General features: G+C 65.7%; 20 protein-coding genes. 16 read left to right on the forward strand and 4 right to left on the reverse strand.

The features are described 5' to 3' along the window. Positions 1 to 7 precede the first annotated feature (7 nt). From ACHMWQ_RS16585 to ACHMWQ_RS16625, 9 genes are all read left to right on the forward strand, one after another. Complete coding sequence (locus tag ACHMWQ_RS16585) at positions 8 to 943, forward strand: ABC transporter permease (protein WP_354549529.1); 936 nt, start codon at positions 8 to 10, stop codon at positions 941 to 943. Positions 944 to 1024: 81 nt separating this feature from the next. After that, positions 1025 to 1894: an aromatic ring-hydroxylating dioxygenase subunit alpha gene (locus ACHMWQ_RS16590; RefSeq protein ID WP_396308304.1), complete on the forward strand. Its 870-nt coding sequence runs from the start codon at positions 1025 to 1027 to the stop codon at positions 1892 to 1894. Between the two features lie 88 nt (positions 1895 to 1982). Continuing rightward, positions 1983 to 3311, forward strand: coding sequence for an amidohydrolase family protein (locus ACHMWQ_RS16595; protein ID WP_396308305.1), 1329 nt, complete (start codon positions 1983 to 1985; stop codon positions 3309 to 3311). Between the two features lie 29 nt (positions 3312 to 3340). Next, positions 3341 to 4711 (forward strand): guanine deaminase, encoded by a 1371-nt coding sequence (gene guaD / locus ACHMWQ_RS16600; RefSeq protein WP_396308306.1) that lies wholly within the window; start codon positions 3341 to 3343, stop codon positions 4709 to 4711. A 292-nt stretch (positions 4712 to 5003) separates the two neighbouring features. Further along, on the forward strand, positions 5004 to 6044 hold the full coding sequence (locus tag ACHMWQ_RS16605; protein ID WP_354549537.1) for a substrate-binding domain-containing protein: 1041 nt from the start codon (positions 5004 to 5006) through the stop codon (positions 6042 to 6044). A 297-nt stretch (positions 6045 to 6341) separates the two neighbouring features. Then, entirely contained in the window at positions 6342 to 7595 is a 1254-nt protein-coding gene (locus ACHMWQ_RS16610) for an LVIVD repeat-containing protein (protein ID WP_396308307.1), read from the forward strand. A 165-nt stretch (positions 7596 to 7760) separates the two neighbouring features. Continuing rightward, complete coding sequence (locus ACHMWQ_RS16615) at positions 7761 to 9308, forward strand: sugar ABC transporter ATP-binding protein (protein ID WP_396308308.1); 1548 nt, start codon at positions 7761 to 7763, stop codon at positions 9306 to 9308. After that, the gene (locus ACHMWQ_RS16620) at positions 9305 to 10321 is read left to right on the forward strand and encodes an ABC transporter permease (protein ID WP_354549542.1); all 1017 of its coding nucleotides are present in this window, start codon (positions 9305 to 9307) and stop codon (positions 10319 to 10321) included. The genes ACHMWQ_RS16615 and ACHMWQ_RS16620 overlap by 4 nt, the downstream gene beginning before the upstream one ends. A gap of 185 nt (positions 10322 to 10506) precedes the next feature. Next, on the forward strand, positions 10507 to 11457 hold the full coding sequence (locus tag ACHMWQ_RS16625) for a glycosyltransferase family 8 protein (RefSeq protein WP_396308309.1): 951 nt from the start codon (positions 10507 to 10509) through the stop codon (positions 11455 to 11457). Positions 11458 to 11478: 21 nt separating this feature from the next. Here the strand turns inward: ACHMWQ_RS16625 and mtnK are convergent, their stop codons facing one another. The 3 genes from mtnK to ACHMWQ_RS16640 form a co-directional block, all read right to left on the reverse strand. Next, positions 11479 to 12741 carry an S-methyl-5-thioribose kinase gene (gene mtnK, locus ACHMWQ_RS16630; RefSeq protein ID WP_396308310.1) on the reverse strand — a complete coding sequence of 421 codons (1263 nt, stop codon included), beginning with the start codon at positions 12739 to 12741 and terminating at the stop codon, positions 11479 to 11481. 91 nt (positions 12742 to 12832) lie between these two features. Then, complete coding sequence (locus ACHMWQ_RS16635) at positions 12833 to 13675, reverse strand: hypothetical protein (RefSeq protein WP_266332634.1); 843 nt, start codon at positions 13673 to 13675, stop codon at positions 12833 to 12835. An 18-nt stretch (positions 13676 to 13693) separates the two neighbouring features. Then, entirely contained in the window at positions 13694 to 14743 is a 1050-nt protein-coding gene (locus tag ACHMWQ_RS16640; RefSeq protein ID WP_354549550.1) for a substrate-binding domain-containing protein, read from the reverse strand. A gap of 268 nt (positions 14744 to 15011) precedes the next feature. Here ACHMWQ_RS16640 and mtnB point away from each other — a divergent pair, with 268 nt between their 5' ends. The 4 genes from mtnB to ACHMWQ_RS16660 all read left to right on the forward strand — a co-directional run bounded on the left by mtnB (position 15012) and on the right by ACHMWQ_RS16660 (position 18550). Next, positions 15012 to 15662 (forward strand): methylthioribulose 1-phosphate dehydratase, encoded by a 651-nt coding sequence (mtnB, locus tag ACHMWQ_RS16645; protein WP_396308311.1) that lies wholly within the window; start codon positions 15012 to 15014, stop codon positions 15660 to 15662. Beyond that, entirely contained in the window at positions 15659 to 16216 is a 558-nt protein-coding gene (locus ACHMWQ_RS16650) for a cupin (RefSeq protein WP_354549553.1), read from the forward strand. Before mtnB ends, ACHMWQ_RS16650 begins: the two co-directional genes overlap by 4 nt. A gap of 496 nt (positions 16217 to 16712) precedes the next feature. Further along, positions 16713 to 17750: a LacI family DNA-binding transcriptional regulator gene (locus tag ACHMWQ_RS16655; RefSeq protein WP_396308312.1), complete on the forward strand. Its 1038-nt coding sequence runs from the start codon at positions 16713 to 16715 to the stop codon at positions 17748 to 17750. 23 nt (positions 17751 to 17773) lie between these two features. After that, the gene (locus ACHMWQ_RS16660; RefSeq protein WP_396308313.1) at positions 17774 to 18550 is read left to right on the forward strand and encodes a glutamine amidotransferase; all 777 of its coding nucleotides are present in this window, start codon (positions 17774 to 17776) and stop codon (positions 18548 to 18550) included. A 255-nt stretch (positions 18551 to 18805) separates the two neighbouring features. Here ACHMWQ_RS16660 and ACHMWQ_RS16665 read toward each other — a convergent pair whose 3' ends face one another. Next, positions 18806 to 19441 carry a GntR family transcriptional regulator gene (locus ACHMWQ_RS16665; protein WP_354549559.1) on the reverse strand — a complete coding sequence of 212 codons (636 nt, stop codon included), beginning with the start codon at positions 19439 to 19441 and terminating at the stop codon, positions 18806 to 18808. A 136-nt stretch (positions 19442 to 19577) separates the two neighbouring features. Here ACHMWQ_RS16665 and ACHMWQ_RS16670 point away from each other — a divergent pair, with 136 nt between their 5' ends. From ACHMWQ_RS16670 to ACHMWQ_RS16680, 3 genes are all read left to right on the forward strand, one after another. Next, positions 19578 to 20720, forward strand: coding sequence for a mandelate racemase/muconate lactonizing enzyme family protein (locus tag ACHMWQ_RS16670; protein WP_396308314.1), 1143 nt, complete (start codon positions 19578 to 19580; stop codon positions 20718 to 20720). A 64-nt stretch (positions 20721 to 20784) separates the two neighbouring features. Then, entirely contained in the window at positions 20785 to 22062 is a 1278-nt protein-coding gene (locus ACHMWQ_RS16675; RefSeq protein WP_396308315.1) for an ABC transporter substrate-binding protein, read from the forward strand. Between the two features lie 217 nt (positions 22063 to 22279). After that, complete coding sequence (locus ACHMWQ_RS16680; RefSeq protein WP_354549564.1) at positions 22280 to 23203, forward strand: sugar ABC transporter permease; 924 nt, start codon at positions 22280 to 22282, stop codon at positions 23201 to 23203.

The following is a 23203-nucleotide window of genomic DNA, read 5'->3' on the forward strand; positions in this document are numbered from 1 at the left end:
AAATCCCATGGAACTCATCACAGGCATCCTGACGACGGCGGTCCTGGCGGGCGGCGTTCTGGCGCTCGCGGCGCTTGGCGAAGTGCTGGCCGAACGCGTCGGCGTCTTTAACCTCGGCGTCGAGGGACTGATGGCACTGGGCGGCGTCACCGGCATCATCGCCGTGACGCTCTACCCCAATCCGTTCTTCGGCTTCGCCATGGCGCTGCTGGTAGGCCTCGGCTTCGGCGCGCTGTTCGCGCTCGCAACCGTCGTCTTCCGCGCCAACCAGGTGCTGTGCGGCCTGGCGCTGACCATGCTCGGCTCCGGCCTCGCCGTCACCATCGGCAAGGGCTATTCCGGCATGCCGGCCAAGGCGACCTTCGAGAAGATCATCGTCCCCTATTTGAGCGACCTGCCGATCCTCGGCCGCGCCTTCTTCTCGCAGAACATCCTGGTCTATCTGATCTACCTGATCATCCCGGCCGTGATCTCCTTCGTGCTGTTCCGCACCCGCCACGGCATGAATGTCCGCGCCGTCGGCGAAAACCCGGCAGCGGCCGATTCCGCCGGCATCCCGGTGACGCTGATCCGCTTCTGCTATGTCACGATCGGCGCGGCGCTCGGCGCCGGGGCCGGCGCCTATCTGACCCTCGCCTTCGTGCCGTCCTGGTCGGACGGCGTCGTCGCGGGGCGCGGCTGGATCGCCGTGGCGCTCGTGATCTTCGCGGGCTACCGGCCGTTCGGCGCGGTATTCGGCGCGCTGCTCTTCGGCGTCATCACGGCGATCGGCTATGTCGGTCAGGCGCGCAACTGGCCGATCTCGCCCACCTTCCTGTCGATGCTGCCCTATCTCGGCACCATGCTGGCGATGATCCTGCCGGTGTTCCTCTGGCGTCGCCTCCGGCTCGGCTTCACTGCGCCGGCCGGCCTCGGCGTGCCGTTCTTCCGCGACGAACGATGAGCCCCGCCTGGCCGCGAGGCCAGGCTTCTGCAACACTTCCACGGCGCAACCCGCCGCCTCTGCCCCTTGAGGAGACTGGCCATGGCAAGACCGGCTGAAAAAGCATCCCTCGACCAATGGTACGTGATCGACATCGCGGCCGAGATTCCGGCGGAGGCGAAGCCGAACCGGCTGCTCGGCCGCGACCTCGTCGTCTCCCGCGATCCGGCGGGCACCGTCATCGTGCGGGAAAAGCTGGAGGGCGGCGCCCTCGGCGAACCGCTGCCGACCCGTGATCGTTACGGCTTCATCTGGACGACTCTGGGCACGCCGGAGCGCGAACTGTTCGACATCCCCGAGGCTGACGAGCCCGACCGCCGGCATGTCGTCTGCGGCGCCGTCGCCGTCCGCGCGTCAGGGCTGCGCATCGTCGAGAACTTCCTCGACATGGCGCATTTCCCCTTCGTCCACACCGATATCCTCGGCGCCGAGCCGCACACGGAAGTGCGCCATTACACCACCGAGATCCGCCGCGACGTCGACGAGGTCTGGGCCACGAATTGCGAGTTCTTCCAGCCGCAGGCGGCGCTTTCCGCCTCGGGCGGGATCATGACGCAATACATGTACCGCGTCGCCGCCCCGTTCCAGACGCTGCTCTACAAGACCTGCCCCGCGGCGGCGAACCGCTGGGACGTGATCTGCCTGTTCGTGCAGCCGCTCGACCATGACCGCTGCCGCGCCCATCCGGTGATGTTCATTATCGACGACGAGAGCACGCTGACCAGCATGGTGCATTTCCAGCAGCTGATCTTCCTGCAGGACCGCATCATCCTGGAGAACCAGCGCCCGCGTCTTCTGCCGCTGGAACCGCGCGCGGAGATCCCGACACGCGCCGACATCTCCTCCGTCGCCTACCGGCGCTGGCTGAAGGAGAAGGGCGTCACCTTCGGCACCGCCGAACGCGCCGCCTGAGCCACCCTGTCGTTCCGCCCTCGCGCCGGTCCGCCGGACGATGGCGGCTGCCTGCCCAACCCCGCATGATCCCGAGGCCGAACGCTCCATGACCATCGATATCGCCATCATCAACGGCACCGTGCTCCCGATGGGCGGCGCCAAGCCGATCGAGAACGGCGTCGTCACCATCACCGGCGGCGCGATCACCGCCGTCGGCCCGGCCGACGCGGTCGATATCCGGGGTGCGCGAAAAGTCGTCGACGCCTCGCTTTCGGCCGTCATGCCGGGTTTCTGCGACAGCCACACGCATATCGCCTCCAATATGCTGCTGCGCGGGCTGCTGGAGGACGTGAAGCTGTTCGAATGGCTCTCGACCATGTGGCAGCTGAAGCGCAATTTCGATCCGGAGACGCTCTATTGGGCGAGCCTGGCCGGCCTCGTCGAAATGGTGAAATCCGGCATCACCACCTTCAACGAGCACTTCGACGCCTATGCCGTCGAGCCCGAGATCGAGGCGCTGAAGAAGATCCCGCTCAGGGCAACACTCGGCTACGGCTTCGCCGATCGCGGCCTCTATGCGCCGATCACCGACTGGTCCTGGAAGACGCTGAACAATTTCGGAGATCTCGTCGCGAAGCATCACAAGACCCGCGACGGCCTGCTGCAGATCGGCCTGTCGCCGCACGCGCCCTATTCCTGCGGCGAGGAAATGTACCGGCTGACGCGCGAAGTGGCCGACGCCTACAGCTTGCCGATCCATACCCACCTCGCCGAGGGCACGCAGGAAATGGCCTACATGGCAGAGAATTACGGCACCTCCCCGGTGCGCTGGCTGGAATCGCTCGGCTTTCTCAAGGGAGACATCACGGCCGCGCATTGCACGCAGCTCGACCAGGAAGACATGCGGATCCTGGCGGCGCATGACGTCAAGATCGGCCATTGCCCCTGCTGCAACGCCAAGCTCAATTCCGGCACCATGCCGCTCAAATGCGTGCTGGAGCATGGCATCACGGTCGGCCTCGCCACCGACGGACCGGCCAGCCACAACACGCTCGACATGTTCCAGGAGATGAAGTTCGCCGGCCTGATCCACAAGGACAAGACCAACGATGTCGAGTTCCTGAAGACGCACGAGATCCTGGAACTTGCGACAGCACAGGGCGCCAAGGCGATGAACCGGCCGGAGACCGGCCAGCTCGTGCCGGGCATGGCGGCCGACGTCATCGTCGTCGATCTCGACAAGGCGCACAGCCTGCCCGTCTATGACACCGCCGCCGCGTTGGTCTATTCGAGCCGCGCCGACGACGTCACGCACACCATCGTGAATGGGCGAATGCTGATGGAAAACCGCATCGTCGCGGGTATAGACGAGGCGGAAATCCGCCGCGAGTTCCGCACCCGCGCCCATGCGCTGCGCCAGCGCAGCCTCGGCTGAGCCCCGCGACATACGACAGGACCCGACCCTTGACCGATCTCCGCCACAAGACGATCGCCGGCACCTTCTGCCATGCGCCGATACTGGGCGAGATCGAGATCCTGAGGGACGCGCTGGTCGAGATCGACGGCAAGGGCAACATCGCCAAGGTGGTTTCGGCCGGCAGCGCGGCCCATGCCGAGACGCGCGTGGCGGCGGAGGCGGCGGGAACGCTCGTCGTCGCGCCGCCGCGCAGCTACATCCTGCCCGGCTTCGTCGACCTGCACATCCACGCGCCGCAATACCCGCAGCTTGGCAAGGCGCTCGACGTGCCGCTGGAGGTCTGGCTGCAGCAGCACACCTTCCCGCTCGAGGCGCGCTATGCCGACCTCGCCTTCGCCCGGCGACACTACTCCGCGCTGGTCGAGGACCTGATCGCCAACGGCACGACGACGGCGCTCTATTTCGCCACCCAGCATGTCGAAGCCTCGAAGGCGCTGGTCGACATCTGCCTGGAAAAGGGCCAGCGCGCTTTAGTCGGCAAGGTGGCGATGGATAATCCGGCCGAATGCCCCGACTATTACCGCGATAGCTCGGCTGAAGCAGGCATCGCCGGCACGAGAGCGCTGATCGACTATGTGGCCGCGCACCCGGAAAACTACGGCCTCGTCCATCCCGTGATCACGCCCCGCTTTGTGCCCTCCTGCACCGATCCGCTGCTGGAAGGGCTCGGCGAACTGGCGCGCGAATGCGGCTGCCACGTCCAGACGCATTGCTCGGAGAGCGACTGGGCGCATGGCTATGTGCTCGACCGCTTCGGCCGCACCGACGCAGAGACGCTCGACCGCTTCGGGCTGATGACGCGCCGGACCGTGCTGGCGCATTCGAATTTTCTGACCGACGGCGACATGGACCTGATCCAGGCGCGCGGCGCGGGAGTCGCGCATTGCCCGCTCTCCAACGCCTATTTCGCCAATTCGGTGCTCCCGCTTCGCGCTGCCCTGGCGAAGGGCGTGCGCGTCGGTCTCGGCACCGACATTTCCGGCGGCCCCACCGCCTCGATGATCGAGGCGCAGCGCATGGCCATCGCTGCCTCGCGCATGCTGGAAACCGGCGTCGACCCCGCGCTGCCGCAAGGCGAACGCGGCCGCCCCGGCTCGCGCATCGATTTCGACATCGCCTTCCACCTCGCCACGGCGGGCGGCGGCGACGCGCTCGACCTGCCCGTCGGCCAGTTCGCCCCCGGCTTCCACTTCGACGCCATCCTCGTCGACCCCGACGCACCGGGCGGCACGATGCGCGTCTGGGACGATATCGACAGCGACGAGGACGCCCTGCAGAAGATCGTCTACACGGCCGCGAAGGCCAATCTCGCCGCTGTCTGGATCGGCGGCCGCGGGGTCTCGGGAGAGGCCCTCTAGGGCAGGACACGTCAGCCTTGATGCCGGCGCTTCCTTCACCTCTCCCTGAGGGAGGTGAGAGACCGATTCCACCAATATCGATGTTGCTCCAGCCGCCGTTTCCCAGGGCGCGTCGGCCGAAACCAGGCGACGCAACAAACGACCCAGATTCCCGCTTGAATTGAAATCGCTTTTCTTTATGCCCATCGGCGGAACGCTAGCTTGGCATCGAATTGCGGCGACCTGGCAGGCGGACCGTTCGCGGTCGCCTCGGCCGCCGCGAGCGACGTTCAGAAACTGACGGGGTATGGATATGGGCAAGAAGCTTCTCTCGTTCGCACTCGCTGCGAGCCTCACCGCGCTCTCCTCGGGCGCCTTCGCCGAAGGCATCGCCGGCGCACCGGCGCCGTTCGACAAAGGTGGCGTCAAGATCGCCGTCATCAGCTTCCTCGGCTCGGGCGACTGGCTGCAGGCTTTCGAAGCCGGCGTGAAGCGCCAGGCCGATGCGCTCGGCGTCGAGGCTAACCTCTCCCAGGCCCGCAACGACATCAACGCCCAGCGCGAGCTGATCCAGCAGGCAATCAATCTCGGCGTGAAGGGCATTGTCATCAACAACGGCCAGCCCGAAGCGCTGAAGGACGTCGCCCAGGCGGCGCTCGACGCTGGCATCCCGGTCGTCGCCTATGACGTCAACCTCGACAACGCCAAGATCCCGCAGATCGAGCAGTCCGACGCCGACATGGCGCGCCTCGTGCTGGAGCAGGCCGTCAAGGAGCAGGGCGAGACCTTTGACGGCGGCGCCGTCTACGTCTCCGGCTTCGCGCCGCTCGACCGCCGTTATGCCGTCTGGAAGGACTTCGGCAAGAAGTATCCGGGCATCAAGGAAGTCGCCACCTGGGGCGTTGTAAACGACAGCGTTCCGGCTTCCGTCGCCGACCAGACCAAGGCCGTGCTCGCCGCCAACCCGACGCTCTCCGTCGTCTTCACCCCCTGGGACGAGTTCGCCCGTGGCGTGAAGCTCGCGATCGACGAGGCCGGCGTCGCCGACAAGGTCAAGATCTACGGCGTCGACATCTCGACCTCGGACATCCAGGCCATGCGCGAGCCGAACAGCCCCTGGGTCGCCACCGCCGCCACCAACCCGGCTGTCGTGGGCGAGGTTTCGGTCCGCGCCCTGGCACAGCTGATCGCCGGCCAGGACCCCGGCCACTCGGTGCTGATCCAGCCGACCCTCGTCACCAAGCAGACGCTGGTAGACAACGACATCAAGACGATCGAGGAGCTGCAGGAAAAGTTCCCGGCCTTCAAGGACAGCGACGCGGCCAAGAAGGACTGGATCCCGGCGTCGAAGTAGCCTCGGACCACACTCTGGCGTCATCCCGGGCTTGACCCGGGATCCATTCAGCCGTGGACGTTCCCGGCTGAATGGATCCCCGCTTTCGCGGGGATGACGGCGAGGGATATGAATGCAGGCTACTGCGGTCGTTGCAGAAAGTCCCTCACCCCACCCTCTCCCGCAAGCGGGCGAGGGAGAAGAAGCGGGCCCAGCAAAGCCTTCCCTTCACCTCTCCCTGAGGGAGAGGTGAAGAACGCGTAACGGGTTCCCTGCCCGGCAACGCCATGATCGACAAACCGAAAAGCCGACGACACCATGACCCTTCCGATCCCCGACTATGCCAAGAACATTCGCCTGATCGGCCATTCCGAGCAGGGCGGGCGGCCGGATGCGTTGCAGGTCATGGTGCATCGCGGTTTCGCCTATGTGGCGCATCCCTGGTCGCAGGGTTTTTCCATCATCGACGTGCGCGACCCGAAGAACCCCGGCGAGACCACCTTCGTTCCCGCGCCGCCCAACACCTGGACGATCCACCTGCAGACGCATGACGATCTGCTGCTGGTCATCCACGCGCGCGACCTGTTCGCCGACGCCGCCTTCGCGGTCGACGAGAAAGTCTATTACACCAGGTCGGTCGGCGAGACCGTCGGCACAGCCGGCGGCGCGAAGGTGTCCCGCAACTGGTCGGCCGGCATGGCGATCTACGACATCTCGAAGCCGACAGAACCGCGCCAGATCGGCTTCTTTCCGGTCGAGGGCGTGGGCATCCATCGCATCTGGTATGTCGGCGGCCGCTACGCCTATGTCTCGGCGCTGGTCGACGGCTATAGCGACTACATCTTCATGATCGTCGACCTTCAGGACCCAACCCGGCCGGTCGAAGCCGGCCGCTGGTGGATCCCCGGCATGCATCTGGCCGGTGGCGAAAGCCCAAGCTGGGGCGAAGGCCGGCGCTATGCGCTGCATCACAGCCTGGTCGAGGGCGACACCGCCTATGCCTGCTGGCGCGATGGCGGCCTCACCATCCTCGACATTGCCGACAAGTCGTCGCCGAAGCTGATCACGCACAAGAACTGGTCGCCCCCCTTCGGCGGCGGGACCCATTCGCCCCTGCCCCTGCCGAAGCGCGACCTGCTTGTTGTCGCCGACGAAGCTGTGCTCGACCATGAGGAAGACGGCCGCAAGCGGACCTGGATCTTCGACATACAGGACAAGGCGAACCCGATCTCGATTTCCACGCTGCCGACCCCCGCCGAGGCCGACTACACCGCCAAGGGCGGCCATTTCGGCCCGCACAATGTGCACGAGAACCGGCCCGGAAGCTTCGTCTCCGACACACTGATCTTTGCCACCTACCAGAATGCCGGTGTGCGCGTGTTCGATATTTCGAACCCGTTCGAGCCGAAGGAGACCGGCGCGCTGGTGCCGGCCGCGCCAGAACGCATGGTCGACAAGCGCGGCAATCGTCCGCGCGTGATCCAGTCGGCCGACCTCTTCGTCGACGCCAACGGCATCATCTATTCGACCGATTACAATGCCGGCCTGGCGATCATGGAGTATGAGGGCTGAAGCGAGCTTTCACCTCTCCCTGAGGGAGAGGTCGACGACGAAGCCGGCGGGTGAGGGTTTACGGCCTCACCGGAAACACCGTAAACCCTCACCCCGGCCCTGCGGGCCGACCTCTCCCCCAGGGAGAGGTAAAGAAGCGGGCCCTGCCCGGAGGCCTCTGACACCTTGTCCACCTCTTCTCCGCCCAAGAAAATCGCCGTCTCCGTCACGGGACTGGAAAAGTCGTTCGGCCCGACGCGGGCGCTCGCCGGCGCCGATCTCATCGTCGAGGCCGGCGAGATCGTTGCGCTGATGGGGGCCAACGGCGCCGGCAAGTCGACGCTGGTCAAGATCCTCTCCGGCTCGATCTCCGCCGATGGCGGCACGATCCTGCTGAACGGCAATCAAGTCTCCTTCGCCTCGCCCGGCGAAGCGCAGGCAGCCGGCATCGCCACCGTGCACCAGGCAACCGACCAAGCGGGCGCTGCGGGACTGACGGTTGCCGAGAACCTGACGCTGAACGAGCTTTGCGGCACCGGCAGCTTCTTCGTCTCGCCGCGCTCGACCCGCAAGCGGGCCGCCGAAATCGCCGCGCTGATCGATCTCGACCTGCCGCTCGACCGCGACTTTGCCGACCTGCGCCCGGCGGAGCGGCAGCTGATCGCCATTGCCCGCGCCGTCGCGGCCAAGGCATCCGTGCTGATCCTCGACGAGCCGACCTCCAGCCTGTCCTCGACCGAGGCCGAGCGGTTGTTCTCCGTGCTGCGGCGGCTGAAGGCGAGCGGCATCGCCATCCTCTATATTTCGCATCGCACCGGCGACCTCGCCGCGATCGCCGATCGCGCCGTCGTGCTGCGCGGCGGCAAGGTGGTGGCCTCCTTCGCCAAGCCGATCGATTTTTCCGCCGCCGTCGCCGCCATGATCGGCCGCACGCTCGACGCCGCCCTGCATGACGGCACCGTCTCGAGCGCGCCGATCCTCGCCTCCGTCAAGCGGGCGCGCCTCATCCCCGGCGCAAGGCCGTTCGATCTCGACCTCCGCTCCGGCGAAGTCGTCGCCATCACCGGCACGCTCGGCTCGGGCAAGAGCCGGCTACTGCGCGCATTGTTCGGTCTGGAGACGCTGGCCGAGGGCGAATTCACGCTGGACGGCAAACGATGGCTCTCGAACGGCCCTGCCCGCTCGATCGAGAATGGCGTGTTCATGGTGGCCGAGGACCGCTGGGCGTCGTCGCTACTGCCGCCCGAAATTCCCGGCGCGTCGATTGCCGGCACCATCGCCCTGCCGCATCTGCCGCGCTGGTTCCCCCTAGGCCTGCTGCGCGAGACGCGCGAGCGCCTGGTCGCGAGCGACGCCATTGGCCGCCTTGGCATCAAGGCGCGCCGCCCCGACGATACGCTCGACCAGCTTTCGGGCGGCAACCAGCAGAAGGTCGTGCTGGCGCGCTGGCAGGCGGCGCCCTGCCGGCTGCTCCTGCTCGACGAACCCTTCCAGGGCGTCGATGTCGGCGCCCGTGCCGACCTGATCGCCGCGATCCGCAACAGCCAATCCGGCTCGGCGACGCTGATCGCCACCAGCGACACTGAAGAAGCGCTGGAGGTTGCCGACCGCATCCTCGTCATGCGCGACCATTCCCTCTACGAGGCCGACGGTAGTCATGAATCGCTCGCCGCCGTGATCGGCAGCGTCGAGAGCATCGAGACCCGAGCTGCCGGCACAGGACAAACACCATGACGGATCACGCCACCGCATCGTCGAAGCCGGCTTCGACCTTCGCCGAAACCGCCCGCAAATATGCGTTGTTCGTGCTGCTGGCGGTGATGCTGGTCGGATTCTGGTCGGCCCAGCCCGCCTTCATCAACTCGGCCAATCTGTTCTCCATCCTGCAGGCGGTCTCCGTCGTCGCCATTCTCGGCGTCGGCGTCTCGATCACCATGTCGGCCGGCGGCTTCGATCTCTCCGTCGGCAGTGTCGCCGCTTCATCGGTGATGGCGGCGAGCTACGCCATGGTCGTACTGCAGATGAACGCCTTCGAGACGCTCGGCCTCGTGCTGCTGATGGGCGCCTTCATCGGCCTCGTGAATGGCCTGCTGATCGTGCGCGTCGGCGTGCCGGACCTGCTGGCGACGCTCTCCACCATGTTCCTGCTTGCCGGCCTGCAGCTGATCCCGACCGGCGGCCGCTCGATCACCGCCGGCATGATGCTGCCCAACGGCACCACGGCGGCCGGCGCCTATGACCCGGCCTTCCTGGTCCTCGGGCGCGGGCGGCTGTTCGATACCGTGCCCTATCCGGTGATCGTCATGGGCATCGTCGCCATCCTCGCCTGGTTCCTGATGGAGCGGACGCGCTGGGGCCGGGTGTTCTATGCGATCGGCGGCAATGAGACGGCGGCGCATCTCGCCGGAGCGCCGACCAAGGCCTATCGCCTCTGGGCCTATGTGCTTTCCGGCACGCTCGCCTCGCTGGGCGGCCTGATCGTCGCCTCCCGCGTCGGCCGCGGCGACGTCTCGGCCGGCAATTCGCTGTTGCTGGATGCGGTCGCCGCTTCGCTGATCGGCTTCGCCGTCCTCGACAAGCGCCGCCCGCATGTGCTCGGAACCGTGCTCGGCGCGATCTTCGTCGGCGTGCTGCTCAACGGCCTGACGATGCTCAACGCCCCATATTACACGCAGGACTTCGTCAAGGGCGTGGTGCTGGTCGGCGCGCTGGCGCTGACATTTGGACTGGGGAAGAAGAAGCGCTAGAGGTCGCGACGCGCGCCGGCGGGACGAAGCCCGCTGGCCCCGGCCGCCTCGTTCCGCTATGCAAAAATCCAAATGGCGGGCGAGCGGGAGCGCAGCCTGCCGGTTGCGGATTGGATGCCGTCCGTGTGACCGCGCCGCCTTACTTAGGCGCCGGGCAGGTGCGGTCAGGGATAGGGTCTGAGTCGATGATCATCGTCAGCGCGAGTGACGACAATTTCGTCCCCGGACTGCTCAATTTGCTCTATTCGACGCTCTTTCATAACAAGGACGCCGAATTCTACATCATCGATGCCGGCCTGAGCGCAGCCAGCATCGACCTGATCGCGCGCTTCTCCAGCCGGAACAACATCCGCTCGCAGATCCTGCTGGCCGACAAATCGCATCTCGCCAGCCTGCCGAAGAACCCATACTGGACGTCGGCCATGTATGCCCGGCTCCTGATCCCGCAATTGCTGCCCCAGCATGACCGGGCCATCTATGTCGACGCGGATGCGACCGTCATCTCGGATCTGTCCGAGCTCTGGTCGATGCCGCTGGACGGCAATCTGCTGGCCGGGGTGCTGGACGGCAGCGTGCACCAGAGCGAGCTCGATCATGTAAAGATCGGCAATGACCGGTACATCAACTCGGGCGTTCTGGTGTTCGACCTTGCCCAGTGGCGCAAGGAAAACACCGCCCAGAAGGTTGTCGAGTACCTCCTCGCCAACACCGAGCTGATCTTCCCGGACCAGTCGGCGATCAACGCCGTGGTTCAGGGAAGGGTCAAGTTCCTGGACCGCCGCTGGAACTTCTTTTCGTGGGACTACAAGGCCATCCCCGGCATCATTCCGGCGATCGTCCACTACACGGGAAACAACAAGCCCTGGCAGAAGCGGCGCGCGCCGCTGGCGGCGATCTACGAGGCCTATCGCAAGCTCTCCGGCTCCGACTTTCCGCGCCCGCGCGACCTTCCCGAATTCACCAAGGCGCGCCGCACGGTCGTCGGCCTGCTCTCGCTGCGCCCGAAGCACTGGAAGATCGTCTATTACACCGCCCGCGCCCGGTCCCAGTTCACGACGCCGCATGTCCGCGAGATCATGGCAAGGGCCTCGCAAGGAAACGAATCCCCCCGCGAGCCCCGCACCGCCTCGGACTGAAGCGGCGAAACGCGGTCCGCCTCAGATCGCCTTCGCGCCCGCGACGATATCCTCCGGCGTGCGGAAGCTGTGGGGCTCCAGCAGGAACTTGCGGGCGAGCTGCGCCGCCTTGTTTTCCAGCGGCGCGCGGCGGGCCGGGTCGGCGATCCATTCGAAATCGATATTGTGCGCGAAGCCGAGGATCCGGCGGATCGTCTTGACCGCGGCATAGCCGACGGCGTCGGCGAACACCCCATCGAGGAAGGCCTCGCGCCGGGCCGCCAGCACGGCCTGATCGGCCGGATGGGCGAACATCGTCGCGGGATAGGCGTCGCCGCGGGCGCTGGTTTCCCAGAGCGCCAGGAAGCGCGTCTTGAACGTGTTCCAGAACACCGGCACCTGATCCAGCACCCAGTCGGCCTGTTCGCGGCGGTCATCGGCAGCGGTCGCGTGGCCGGGCTGCGCCAGGTAGTTCATCACCAGATTGGCCAGGAAGGCGCCGACGTCATAGCCGATCGGCCCGACGAAGGAGAATTCCGGGTCCATGACCTTGGTGTCGGTCTCGGTCACCATCACCGAGCCGGTGTGCAGATCGCCATGGATCAGCGCCTGGCCGCTGGTGAGGAAGCGCCAGCCGAAATCGGCGACGGCACCCTTCAGCGCGGAATCGGAGCGGAACGCGAGCGCCAGGCCGTCCAGTTCCGGGCGGGTCCAGCGATTGCGCGGGGATTCGCTGAGCGGGTCGGAGAACACGACCTCGGCGGTGATGCGGATCAGCGACGTGTTTTTGGCGAAGCTCGCCGTCCATTCCGCCTTCTCCTCGATCGTGGCGCCGATATCGGAGGTGGCGAAGGTCGAACGCGCGGCGAACTCGCCGACATGCTGGGCGACATGGGGATAGCGACGCCCTTCGATCAGGCCGCGCCGCAGGATGATATGCGGCGACAGACGCTCCATCACGAAGGCGTAGAGCTCGGGCTGGTAGTGATAGAAGCGCGGCGCCAGGCCTTCGACATGCGCCCCGACCGCCCGGTAATAGGACTGCTCGAAAAACGCCCGGTCGAGCGGCAGCGGCCAGCTTTCGCCCGCCGCGCGCACATAGGGAAGCGACTGCTTCACGCAGACGGAGCCGTCCGGCCCGTCGACCAGGAAGACGAGGTTCAGATTGCCGTCGCCGACTTCCTCGACCGCCCAGCTCTCCGGTGCGCCGCCGAGCTTGGCGCGCATCTCCGGCAGATCGTTCAGGAACGTGCGGACCGAGTGATTGTCAAGGGCGTAGTAGCCGGCGGGCGTGGGAAGCGACATGGAACCTGCTCAGAAAGCGCGACGTGAAGCATGAGACGGAACCGGGAGAGCGAGCATGGCCCGCCCTCCCGGGAAAGCGTTGGCGGAAAGGCTATTTCCAGCCGTAGCGGGTGGCAGCCGCGCCGACCAGGGCGGCATAGTCCGCCTCGATCGCGTCGAGCTTCTTGACCAGATCGGATCCGGCGCCGCCGAGACGGGCGATATAGTCCTCGCCGGCCGGCTTGGCAGCCCAGTCATTCTCGACGAAGCGGGCAACCGCCTTGCCATTGTTCGAGACGGTGGGCTTCACCGGCTCGAACTCGGCCGCGGCCTTTTCGAGGCCCGCGAGGAACGCCGCATGGTCGAGGCCGCTATAGGGCTTGCCGGCGGAATCCGTGACGTTCAGGAAGATCTGGTCGTCGCCAAAGGCCGTGTAGCCGCCGCCGAGACCCTTGTCGACCGACGCGGCCTTCTCGAAGAAAGCCTGCGCCACGGCCGAGTCGAGCTTGTCACGCGGGAAGGTGACCTTGACGAAATCGGTCTGGCCGCTCGGGTCGTCGAGCCGCGAAATCAGAACGCTGTACTGGCGGAAGACATAGCCGAGACTGGCGGCGAAGCGATCGGCGGCCTCGTCGTCGAGGTCGGCCATGGTCTGCAGCGAGGCGTTGGTCTTGAGCAGGTAGCCGCCGGGCGTCACCTCGCTCACCATCTTCGAGTCGGGCACGCCGGCCGCGGCGGCGATCTTCGGGACGATGTCGGTCAGCGCCTGGAGCGCGAAGGCCGCGCGCACCGCGTAGGTCGCCTGGTCCAGCTTCGGCAATTCGAAGCCGGAGGACGGCGCCGCCTCATAGGAGATCAGGACGGGCTCGGCCGCCTGAGCGGCCGTGGCCGCCATCACGACAAAAGCGGCCCCGAGGGCCGCCTTGCCGAACTTGCTGCGCATGGGCAGGTTCATAGGTCTGTTTCCATTCGTCTACTGTGTCGCGACGGGGATCCAGCTGGCGCTCGCCGCGTCGCTCTTGCCGAAAGCCGGCAGCTTGGCGTCGAGATCCTCGACCGTCTTGATGGCATTGTCGCGCAGATCCTTTTGCGTGATCAGGACCGGCTTCACAATGATGTTGTGGCCAGGATCTTCACCCGCGATCAACTTGGCGACGGCACGCACCGAAACTTCGCCGACAACGGCCGGGTTGGTAGCGGCGGTGGCGACCCACGGGCTACCCTCGGCGGCGATCTCGGTGATGTCGGCGGTCGAGACATCGGCCGAATAGATCTTCACCTTGTCGGAGATGCCGAGTTCGTCGGTGGCGAGCTTCACGCCGCGGGCGAATTCGTCATAGGGCGCGAAGACGACGGTGATGTCGGGATTGGCCTGGAAGGCGGCCTTTGTCTGGTCGGCGGTCGACGAGGCGGTGGTGTCGTTCACCGCGCCCCAGCGCGCCTTCTCGACGATGCCGGCATTGGCCTTCTTGGTTTCTTCCCAGATCTCGTTGCGGCGATCGAGCGGCGCGAAGCCGGCGACATAGACATAGCCGGCGTTGAAGGCGGTGCCGTTGTCGGCGATCGCCTGGCCGAGCGCGGCCTTGGCCAGCTCATGGTCGGACTGCTCGACCTGCGGGATGGCCGGATTGCCGAGATCGACGTCGAAGGCGACGACCTTGATGCCGGCGTCGAGGGCCTTCTGCGCGACGTCCTTCAGCGCTTCAGGCTGGCCATGGTCGATGATGATGCCCTGGACGCCGAGATTGATCGCCTGTTCGACCTGCTCGCGCTGGGCGGCGGCGTCCTGACGACCGGAGAAGATCTGCAGGTCGATGCCGAGCGCCTTGGCCTGCTTCTGCGCACCGGCCTGGTAGGCCTGGAAGAAGTCGCCGGCCGAGATGAAGGTCACCAGCGCCACCTTGACGCCACCCTTGTCGAAGGGCGCGGGGGCCCCGGCGATGCCCTGGCCATAGGCCGGCGCGCCCAGCAGGCTGGTGGCCATGAGGGCCGCTCCGGCGAGGCCGATTGCGAAACGCTTCATACTTGTATCTCCCTCGCGTCCATCCGGACGGCTTTGACCCGGCAACGCGCGCCATCCGCTGGCGATGTTGCAATATAATTCTGATAGCGCGACCGCTGACGGGCGAGGAACGAAGGATTTTCTCTTTATTCGAGCCGGAATGGGAAATTTGATCTACCCCATCCTTGCGCGCGCGTTTTAGTTAGTATGGTGGCGGCCGGCCGGGTGAAGACCCATGCCGGCATCGCCTTTTTCTGACGGAGTAGCGTGGTTGGCGCAGACGATTTCCTTGAAGACCGAATCCGGGTCCGCCAGCGACGAAAGCGCCCTGGCCAAAGCTGTGGCGGGCGTCATCGCCGCCGGCCGCGCCGCGGCGCTTCGCCATTGGGTGCCGGCGACCTCCGGCAATTTCTCCGTCCGCATTGATGCCGACACGATCGCGATCACGCGTTCCGGCGTCGACAAGGGCAATCTCCAGCCGGCCGATATCCTGATCCAGCCGCTGGCCGTGCCGCTGCTGCCGGGATCCTCCGCCGAAGCGGAGCTGCACACCGCCCTCTACCGCCAGCGTCCGGAACTCGGCGCGATCTTTCATGTCCACAGCCCCGCCGCGACGGTGCTCTCGCGTCTTGCGGCGCCCAAAGGAAGGCTGCGGCTGACCGGCTGGGAGCTGCAGAAGGCGCTTTCCGGCGTGCGCACGCATGAGGCGATCGTCGAAATTCCCGTCTTCGCCAACGACCAGGACATTTCCGCCCTGTCGGGCCGGGTCGACGCCCGCCTGGCCGAGCCCGGCGGTGACGCCATCGTCGCGCCCGGCTATCTTCTCGCCGGACACGGACTCTATGCATGGGGCGCCACCGAAGCGGAGGCCGCCCGCCATCTCGAAGCGCTCGAAACGCTGTTCGAATTCGAGCTTTCCTACAGGAGGTTCACGCCATGACCACACTGACGATCTACCCGGACAAGGATCCGGCCAATCCCGACCTCGTCACGTCCGACCCGGCCGAGATCGCGGCTGCGCTGAACAAGGTCGGCGTGCTGTTCGAGCGCTGGAAGGCCGGCGCCGAGCTTGCCGCCAACGCCAGCCATGAAGACATCCTCGCCGCCTACAAGGCCGAGGTCGACCGGCTTTCCGCCGCCGAGGGTTACCAGACCATCGACGTGATGCGCATCACGCCGGACAATCCCAACAAGCAGGCGATCCGCACCAAGTTCCTCGACGAGCACACGCATGACGAGGACGAGGTCCGCTTCTTCGTCGAAGGTTCGGGCGCGTTCTACCTGCATCTGGGCGACAAGGTTTATCGCGTCGTCTGCACCCGTGACGACCTTCTGTCGGTCCCGGCCGGCACACTGCACTGGTTCGACATGGGCCCGGAGCCGAATTTCACCTGCATCCGCCTGTTCATCTCGCCGGATGGCTGGGTCGCCAACTTCACGGGCGACAAGATCGCTTCGACGATCCCCGCTTTCGGCGAATCCGTCGCGGCCTGACAATAACTTCAACCCTCTCCCGGCCACCGGGAGAGGGTTTTCTCGCCCATGGCGAATCGACTGCCACGCCCGCTCCGGCCACTCCAAGGGCCGAAGTCACTTCGGAACTCCGCCATCTCGGCCATCTCGTTCCGCAGGCCTGCCACCAGCAGGCTGGCGCGCTCCACGGGCTCGACCAACCCCATCGCCCCAGATGGAACGGTCACCTTCGTAAAAATTCCGAAACCGCAATGAGATCCAGCGTCACGCAGCGACGTGGCGGAGGGACTTGCAACGACTACCGCGCGTTGCAGCGGCGCCTGGACGGTCGCTTCGGCGCGCCTGGCCAAGCTTGTCTTGCGCGACAGCAACACAGCCATTTCGACCGATTGGCCAATGCAACTTGGAAGCGTTACAGTCATTAACTGACAGATACCGTCACAATTCATGCTCCCGTCAGGCGGCATGACAATCTGGCGAGACATGCTGGGCCGTTCGGTAGCCGCCAGGGGGCAAGATGACCGGGAAGCAGGACGAACCTGCGCGAAGGAACGCGACGCTCAAGGATGTCGCGGCAGCCTGCGGCCTCTCCGTGGCGGCGGTCTCGCGCTATCTCAACCACTCCATCAAGCTGCCGAGGGCGACGACCGACCGCATCGACGCCGCGATCCGGGAGCTGCGCTATCAGCCCAACCCGCATGCCCGCAGCCTGAGCCTCGGTCGTTCGGAGACGATCGGGCTTGTGATTCCCGATATTGCCAACCCGTATTTCGCTCATCTGGCGGCGGGGGTCGAACGCGCGGCTGCCGAATTCGGGCTCGGCCTTCTGCTCTGCCCTACCCTCAGCCGCACCGATCGCGAGATCGACTATCTCGGTCGCCTGTCCGGGCGCCATGTCGACGGGCTGCTCTTCGTCACCAACAATGGCGACGACCCCGCCCTCGCCCTCGCGCTGAAGGGTTCCGATACCGTCGTGCTCGTCGACGACGACATCGATGGGGCGACCGCGCCGACGATCATGGCCGACAGCGACCAGGGCGGCTTTCTCGCGGGCTCGCACCTGATCGAGAATGGCCATCGCCGGATCGCCTATGTCGGCGGGCCGGCCGGGCTTTCCAGCAGCCGGGGCCGTCTCGGCGGCTTCCGCCGCGCCATCGCCAAGGCGAATGGCTCGGTCACGGTCGTGGCGGAGTTGCAGGGCCCCTATTCCTCGGAGCATGGCCGGAACGCGGCGAACCAGCTTCTCGCGCTCGAGCCTCGCCCCACCGCCATCTTCGTTGCCAGCGACGAGATTGTCCTCGGCCTGCTCACGGTGTTTAAACAGCAGGGTGTGAAGGTGGGCGCGGATATCTCCGTCGTCGCCTTCGACGATGTCGGTCCGCTGGAACTTTTCGATCCGCCGCTGACGGCCATCCGCCAGCCCGTCGCCGCGCTGGGCCGGCGCGCCGTCGAACGGGTGTTCGCCCTGATCAAGGGCGATAGCCTGGCGCCGGTCACCGAACTGCTTCCCGTCGAACTGATCATCCGCAGTTCCGTCAAGCCGCTCCACCGTTGAGGGCGGCATCAAAGGGGAAGAGAATGACCGCCAAGAAGGTGTTGCTTGTCGGCGAAAGCTGGATGTCGAGCGCCACGCACTACAAGGGCTTCGACCAGTTCGGCAGCGTAACTTTCCATCTCGGCGCCGAGCCGCTGGTGAAGGCGCTGGCCGGCAGCGAGTTTGAACTCACCTACTTGCAGGCGCATCAGGTGCCGACCGAACTGCCCCTCACGCTGGAGGGGCTCAACGCCTATGACGCGATCATCCTGTCCGATATCGGATCCAACTCGATCCTGCTGCATCCCGACGTCTGGCTGCATGGCAAGCCGATGCCGAACCGGGTCAAGCTGCTGCGCGAATGGACGCGCCAGGGCGGCGGGCTGATCATGATCGGTGGCTACCTGACCTTCCAGGGCATTGATGGCCGTGGCCGCTGGGCGCGCACGGCGGTCGAGGACGCGCTGCCGGTAACCTGCCTGCCGCATGACGACCGCATCGAGGTGCCGGAAGGATTCCGCGCCGAGATCGTGGGCAATCGCGCGCATCCGCTGCTGGCCGGCCTCGACGGCGAATGGCCGCTGCTGCTCGGCGCCAACGAGGTCAAGCTGCGCGACCGGCCGGATGTAGAGCTTCTGGCCCGCCTGCCTGAATCCGAAGGCGGCCATCCGCTGCTGGTGGCGGGCGAGTTCGGCGAAGGCCGCAGCGTCGCCTGGACCTCCGACATCGGCCCGCACTGGCTGCCCAACAGCTTCGTCGAATGGCCGGGCTATGCGCGTCTGTGGAAGAACGTGCTCGGCTGGGTGACCAAGGCGAGCTGAGAATAGCCTTTTCGCGATCCTGGCACGCGAAATGCGATCCAGCCGAAGGCAAGCAAGCCCCTCACCCCACCCTCTCCCGCAAGCGGGCGAGGGCTTTCCGTCTGGGTAATGTCGACAGCGAGGCTGGCCGCGGTCAGCCCCCTCTCCCGCGCGCGGGAGAGGGTTGGGGTGAGGGTCTTGCTACCCTCAGGCCCCAAACAGGCTAAGGCGCCCGCAAGGCCGGCGCCTTAAGCACGCACCCAAGCCCAAAGAGAGCTAGAAAATCCCCAACGTCCGCTGCAGCGCGTTGGAAAAATGCGTCTGCAGGGCCGCTTCGGCGGCGTCGGCGTCGCGCGCCTTGCAGGCTTCCAGCAGCACCAGATGCTCGCGCAGCGTGCGCAGCACAATCGGCGTGGTGAGCGTGCGATCGAGACGAATCAGCTGCAGATAATTGTGGACGCGGCGATAGGTCGATCCGACCAGGACATTGCCCAGCGAGCCGATGATCTCGAAATGCAGCGCCGCGTCGATTGCCCCGATCTCCGGCGCGATCGCCGGCGTGAAGCCCGTGCTTTCCAGTTCGGCGATGCTGCGCTGATGTCGCTCGATCATCGCATCGAGCAATTCATGCGTCGCCGTCTCGGCGAAGACCCGAACCGCCGGGCGCTCCAGGATCGAGCGGAACTGATAGGTATTCCGCGCAAATTCGAAGTCGGCCTTCATGAAGCGGATGCCCGAGCGCGGATGGATCGTCAGCAATCCTTCCGTCTGCAGCACGCGCAGCGCATCGCGCAGCGGCGCCACCGGCACGCCGACCAGCTTGACCAGATCGTTCTGCGAGACGAAGGCGCCGGCCGGCAATTCCCGCCCGAACAACATGGCGAGGATGCGCTCATAGGCGAGTTCGCTCAACGAAACGGTGACACTGTCGGCGACCCGCTCGGCCGGCTCGGGGGCGCCGACGTCTTGCGATACAATCGGATCTGATCTATCAGATCGGCTACGTGACATATCAACACTCTCATTTGATCGATTAGGCGAGCATAGCATGCGCATCGTGGATTTTCGAATTGTCCGTTTCCAGTTCGCCCGCGACCGTGTCATCGGCGACAGTCAGGTCCGCATCGCGCATGCCCATGTCGCAACGCTGGAACTGATCACCGACACCGGCCTGGTTGGGCTCGGCTTCTGCGCCTCGCTGTTCAATCCGCTGCCGTCGCAGGCCGAGATCGAGCGGATTTTCCGCGCCGAGATCTGGCCTGGCCTTGAAGGCCAGGAACCGGCGGGCCTCGTCCACCGTGTTCGCCGCCCGCGCGGCGGCAACATCCGCGGCGCATCGCTGCCCTTCGGCGAAGGCGTCGACCAGGCGCTGTGGGACCTGACCGCCAAGGAACAGAAGATGCCGCTGTGGAAGCTTCTCGGCGGCACCAAGTCGCGCGTGAAGGCCTATGCCAGCGGCCTCGACTATCACCTCTCGGACGAAGATTTTTGCGCCCTTTTCGAGCATGCGGCGTCGGTCGGCTACAAATCCTTCAAGATCAAGGTCGGCCACCCGGACATCGAGCGCGACCTGCACCGCCTCGAATTGCTGGTGAAGACCGTCGGCAAGCCAGAGGCGATCATGATCGACGCCAATGAAGGTTGGTCGCCCCAGCAGACCGTCCGCAACATGAACAAGATCAAGGATGCCGGCTTCGACATCCTGTGGATCGAGGATCCCTGCCTTCGCTACGATTTCGAAGGCCTGAAGATGATCCGCCAGGGCTGCCCGTTCACGCTCGTCAATTCTGGCGAGTATTTCGACGCTCACGGCAAGCGCCAGTTGATCGAAGCACGCGGCACCGACATGATCAACGTGCACGGCTTCGTGTCGGAGGTGATGCGCATTGGCTGGCTGGCCGCCGAGCACGGCATCCCGGTCAGCCTCGGCAATTCGTTCCTCGAGATCGGCGTCAACATGGCGATCGCCCTGCCCGAGGTCGAATGGCTCGAATATTCGTTCCAGAACTTCGACCATCTGGTCGAGCAGCCCTTCGAGATCAGCGACGGCTGGATCCATGCGCATGACCGCCCCGGCCACGGCCTGGTGCTGGCGGAATCCGCGCGCAGCGACTGGGCGGTTCCCGACGTGATGGCCAATGACGACCTGCCGGCCGGCCCCGTCAACACGCGCCTGCCGACTGAGTTTTGAGGAGCCCAAAGCCGCGCTCGCCGGCTTTGGGTGGGGAGAGATCTGCGAGGGAGGAGACACAGACATGAAGACGACGAACCGGATCCTGCGCGCCGGCACGATGCTCGCCACCGCGCTTGTCATGACGCTGGGCGTGGCGACATCCGCCAAGGCCGATACGACCCTTACCGTCTGGGACTGGAAGTCGGGCGATCCGACGACGGCTCCCTATTTCGAGAAGGTGAAGACCGATTTCGAGGCCGCCCATCCCGGCGTGACCGTGAAGTTCGTCATGCAGCCGCATGACCAGTATTACACGCTGCTCGGCACGGCGATCGCCGCCAGCCAGGGCCCGGACGTCGTGCTCGTGCATGGCGGTTCGCAGGCCAAGGAGCGCATTGCCGCCTTCTCGAAGCTCGACGACAAGATCGCCGACATCAAGACGCGCGTCGCCGGCTGGGACGAGTTCGCCGGCCCCGATGGCAGCGCCTATGCCGTGCCGATCTCGATCCAGGGCCTGGCGGTTTACTACAACAAGGAACTCTACAAGAAGGCCGGCCTCGATCCCGAAGCGACGCCCAAGAGCTGGGCCGAGCTGGAGGCGATCTGCGCCAAGCTGAAGGCCGCCGGCACGACCTGCTTCGCGCTCGGCAACAAGGAAGGCTTCGGCGCCGACTTCTTCTATTCCGCCGCCGCCGCCAACGCGCTGACCGCCGAGCAGCAGGCCGCCTGGACCACCGGCGACCTCAAGTGGTCGAGCCCGGAAATCAAGGCGATCGTCCAGAAGTGGGTCGATACCCAGAAGGACGGCTGGTACGCGGAAGGTGCCAATTCGACCGCCAAGTTCATGGACGAATACCAGAGCTTCGAGCGCGGCGAGAACGCCAACACCATCGGCCTGCTGTCGGACGTCGCGCACTGGAAGGAATTCGATGAATTCCTCGAGCCGCAGAATGTCGGCGTCTTCGTCATGCCGCCGGTCACCGCCAGCGTGAACGACAAGCTGCGCATGCCGCTTGCCGGCGGCATCGGCTATGCCGTGACCAAGTTCTCGCCGAACCAGGACCTCGCCGTCGAACTCGCCAAGAGCTTCGCCGCGACCCCGGCCATGCAGGTGTTCTTCGAGGCGGCCGGCGCGGTTCCCTCCGATACGGCCGTCGATACGTCGAAGGTCGATAGCCCCTCGGCCAAGATCGTGCTGGGTTCGCTCTCGGACGGTGCGCCGCTGCTGCACAACAACACGTCCACGGCCGAGACCGAGGAATGGCATCGCCAGAGCCAGATGCTGCTCACCGGCGAGACCACGGTCGACAAGGCCGTCGCCCGCCTCGACGAAGTCCAGGCCCAGGCGAAGAAGAAGTAGTTCTTCTTCGAAATTGCTCCGCGTGCCAACCACTCCGACGTCATCCCGGGCTTGACCCGGGATCCATGCAGCCACAGTCCCCTGGGGTTACGGCTGTATGGATCCCCGCCTGCGCGGGGATGACGGAGGCTGGGGCCAGCCGCCGAGCGAAACGATGTTCCGGACGAAACAAGCCTTGCCCGGAACCTCTCCCATTTTGATGACCAGAGGCCCTCGAATGACCCAGACCCTGACCGCCAAGGACAGCAAGAGCGCCGCCGCGCCGCGCCGGCGTTCCGGCGGCCACAATGCCGAGCGCCTCGCCTATCTGTTCGTCCTGCCGGCCCTGGCGCTGGTCGTGGTGTTTCGCATCATCCCGCTGATCTGGGGCCTCGGCTATTCCTTCACCGATTATGACGGCATGTCGGCGCCGCGCTTCGTCGGGCTCGACAACTACATCGGCATCGCGCATGACCCGGTCTTCCTCGACAGCCTGGTCAACATGCTGATCCTGCTGGCGACGCTGCCGATCTGGATCGGCCTGCCGCTGGTGCTGGCCATCCTGATCCATCAGGGCGTGCCGGGCGGCAAGCTGTTCCGCGCCGTCTATTTCTTCCCGGCCGTGCTCTCCTCGGTCATCGTCGGCGCGATCTTCAACGTGCTGCTGCGCTATGACGGCTCGTTCAACCTGTTCCTGAAGGCGATGGGCTTTTCCGCCGTCGACTGGCTCGGCAATTCGTCAACGGCCCTGTTCAGTCTGATCGCGGTGCAGCTCTGGGCGACCTTCGGCATGAGCCTGCTGATCTTCATCGCCGGCCTTTCCACCGTCTCGGCCGAAATGCTCGAAGCCGCCAAGCTCGATGGCGCCAAGCTGTTGCAGACCTGGTGGTACATCGTCATCCCGTCGATCCGGCCGATCATCGAATTTGCCGCCGTAGTGACGACGATCGGCATGCTGACCTCGATGTTCGGGCTGATCTACGTGCTCACCGCCGGTGGCCCCGGCACCTCGACCATCCTGCCGGAATTCCTGATCTGGCTCGAGCAGGGCAAGATGAACCGCCCCGGCTATGCGAGCGCGATCTCGATGGTGCTGTTCCTGATGATGGCCGGCCTCGCCGCCATCCAGATCCGCATCATGTCCCGCAACGCCGACATCTAG

It is taken from the genome of Kaistia sp. UC242_56 (assembly GCF_044452255.1).
GTDB classification, from domain to species: domain Bacteria; phylum Pseudomonadota; class Alphaproteobacteria; order Rhizobiales; family Kaistiaceae; genus Kaistia; species Kaistia defluvii_A.

Coding starts and splice junctions, on each gene's coding strand:
- ACHMWQ_RS16655 (WP_396308312.1), top strand. CDS start 16,713: ATGACCGGGAAGCAGGACGAACCTGCGCGAAGGAACGCGACGCTCAAG.
- ACHMWQ_RS16595 (WP_396308305.1), top strand. CDS start 1,983: ATGACCATCGATATCGCCATCATCAACGGCACCGTGCTCCCGATGGGC.
- ACHMWQ_RS16680 (WP_354549564.1), top strand. CDS start 22,280: ATGACCCAGACCCTGACCGCCAAGGACAGCAAGAGCGCCGCCGCGCCG.
- ACHMWQ_RS16660 (WP_396308313.1), top strand. CDS start 17,774: ATGACCGCCAAGAAGGTGTTGCTTGTCGGCGAAAGCTGGATGTCGAGC.
- ACHMWQ_RS16670 (WP_396308314.1), top strand. CDS start 19,578: ATGCGCATCGTGGATTTTCGAATTGTCCGTTTCCAGTTCGCCCGCGAC.
- mtnK (WP_396308310.1), bottom strand. CDS start 12,741: ATGTCGCTTCCCACGCCCGCCGGCTACTACGCCCTTGACAATCACTCG.
- ACHMWQ_RS16590 (WP_396308304.1), top strand. CDS start 1,025: ATGGCAAGACCGGCTGAAAAAGCATCCCTCGACCAATGGTACGTGATC.
- ACHMWQ_RS16605 (WP_354549537.1), top strand. CDS start 5,004: ATGGGCAAGAAGCTTCTCTCGTTCGCACTCGCTGCGAGCCTCACCGCG.
- ACHMWQ_RS16650 (WP_354549553.1), top strand. CDS start 15,659: ATGACCACACTGACGATCTACCCGGACAAGGATCCGGCCAATCCCGAC.
- ACHMWQ_RS16610 (WP_396308307.1), top strand. CDS start 6,342: ATGACCCTTCCGATCCCCGACTATGCCAAGAACATTCGCCTGATCGGC.
- ACHMWQ_RS16625 (WP_396308309.1), top strand. CDS start 10,507: ATGATCATCGTCAGCGCGAGTGACGACAATTTCGTCCCCGGACTGCTC.
- ACHMWQ_RS16640 (WP_354549550.1), bottom strand. CDS start 14,743: ATGAAGCGTTTCGCAATCGGCCTCGCCGGAGCGGCCCTCATGGCCACC.
- ACHMWQ_RS16675 (WP_396308315.1), top strand. CDS start 20,785: ATGAAGACGACGAACCGGATCCTGCGCGCCGGCACGATGCTCGCCACC.
- ACHMWQ_RS16620 (WP_354549542.1), top strand. CDS start 9,305: ATGACGGATCACGCCACCGCATCGTCGAAGCCGGCTTCGACCTTCGCC.
- ACHMWQ_RS16635 (WP_266332634.1), bottom strand. CDS start 13,675: ATGAACCTGCCCATGCGCAGCAAGTTCGGCAAGGCGGCCCTCGGGGCC.
- ACHMWQ_RS16585 (WP_354549529.1), top strand. CDS start 8: ATGGAACTCATCACAGGCATCCTGACGACGGCGGTCCTGGCGGGCGGC.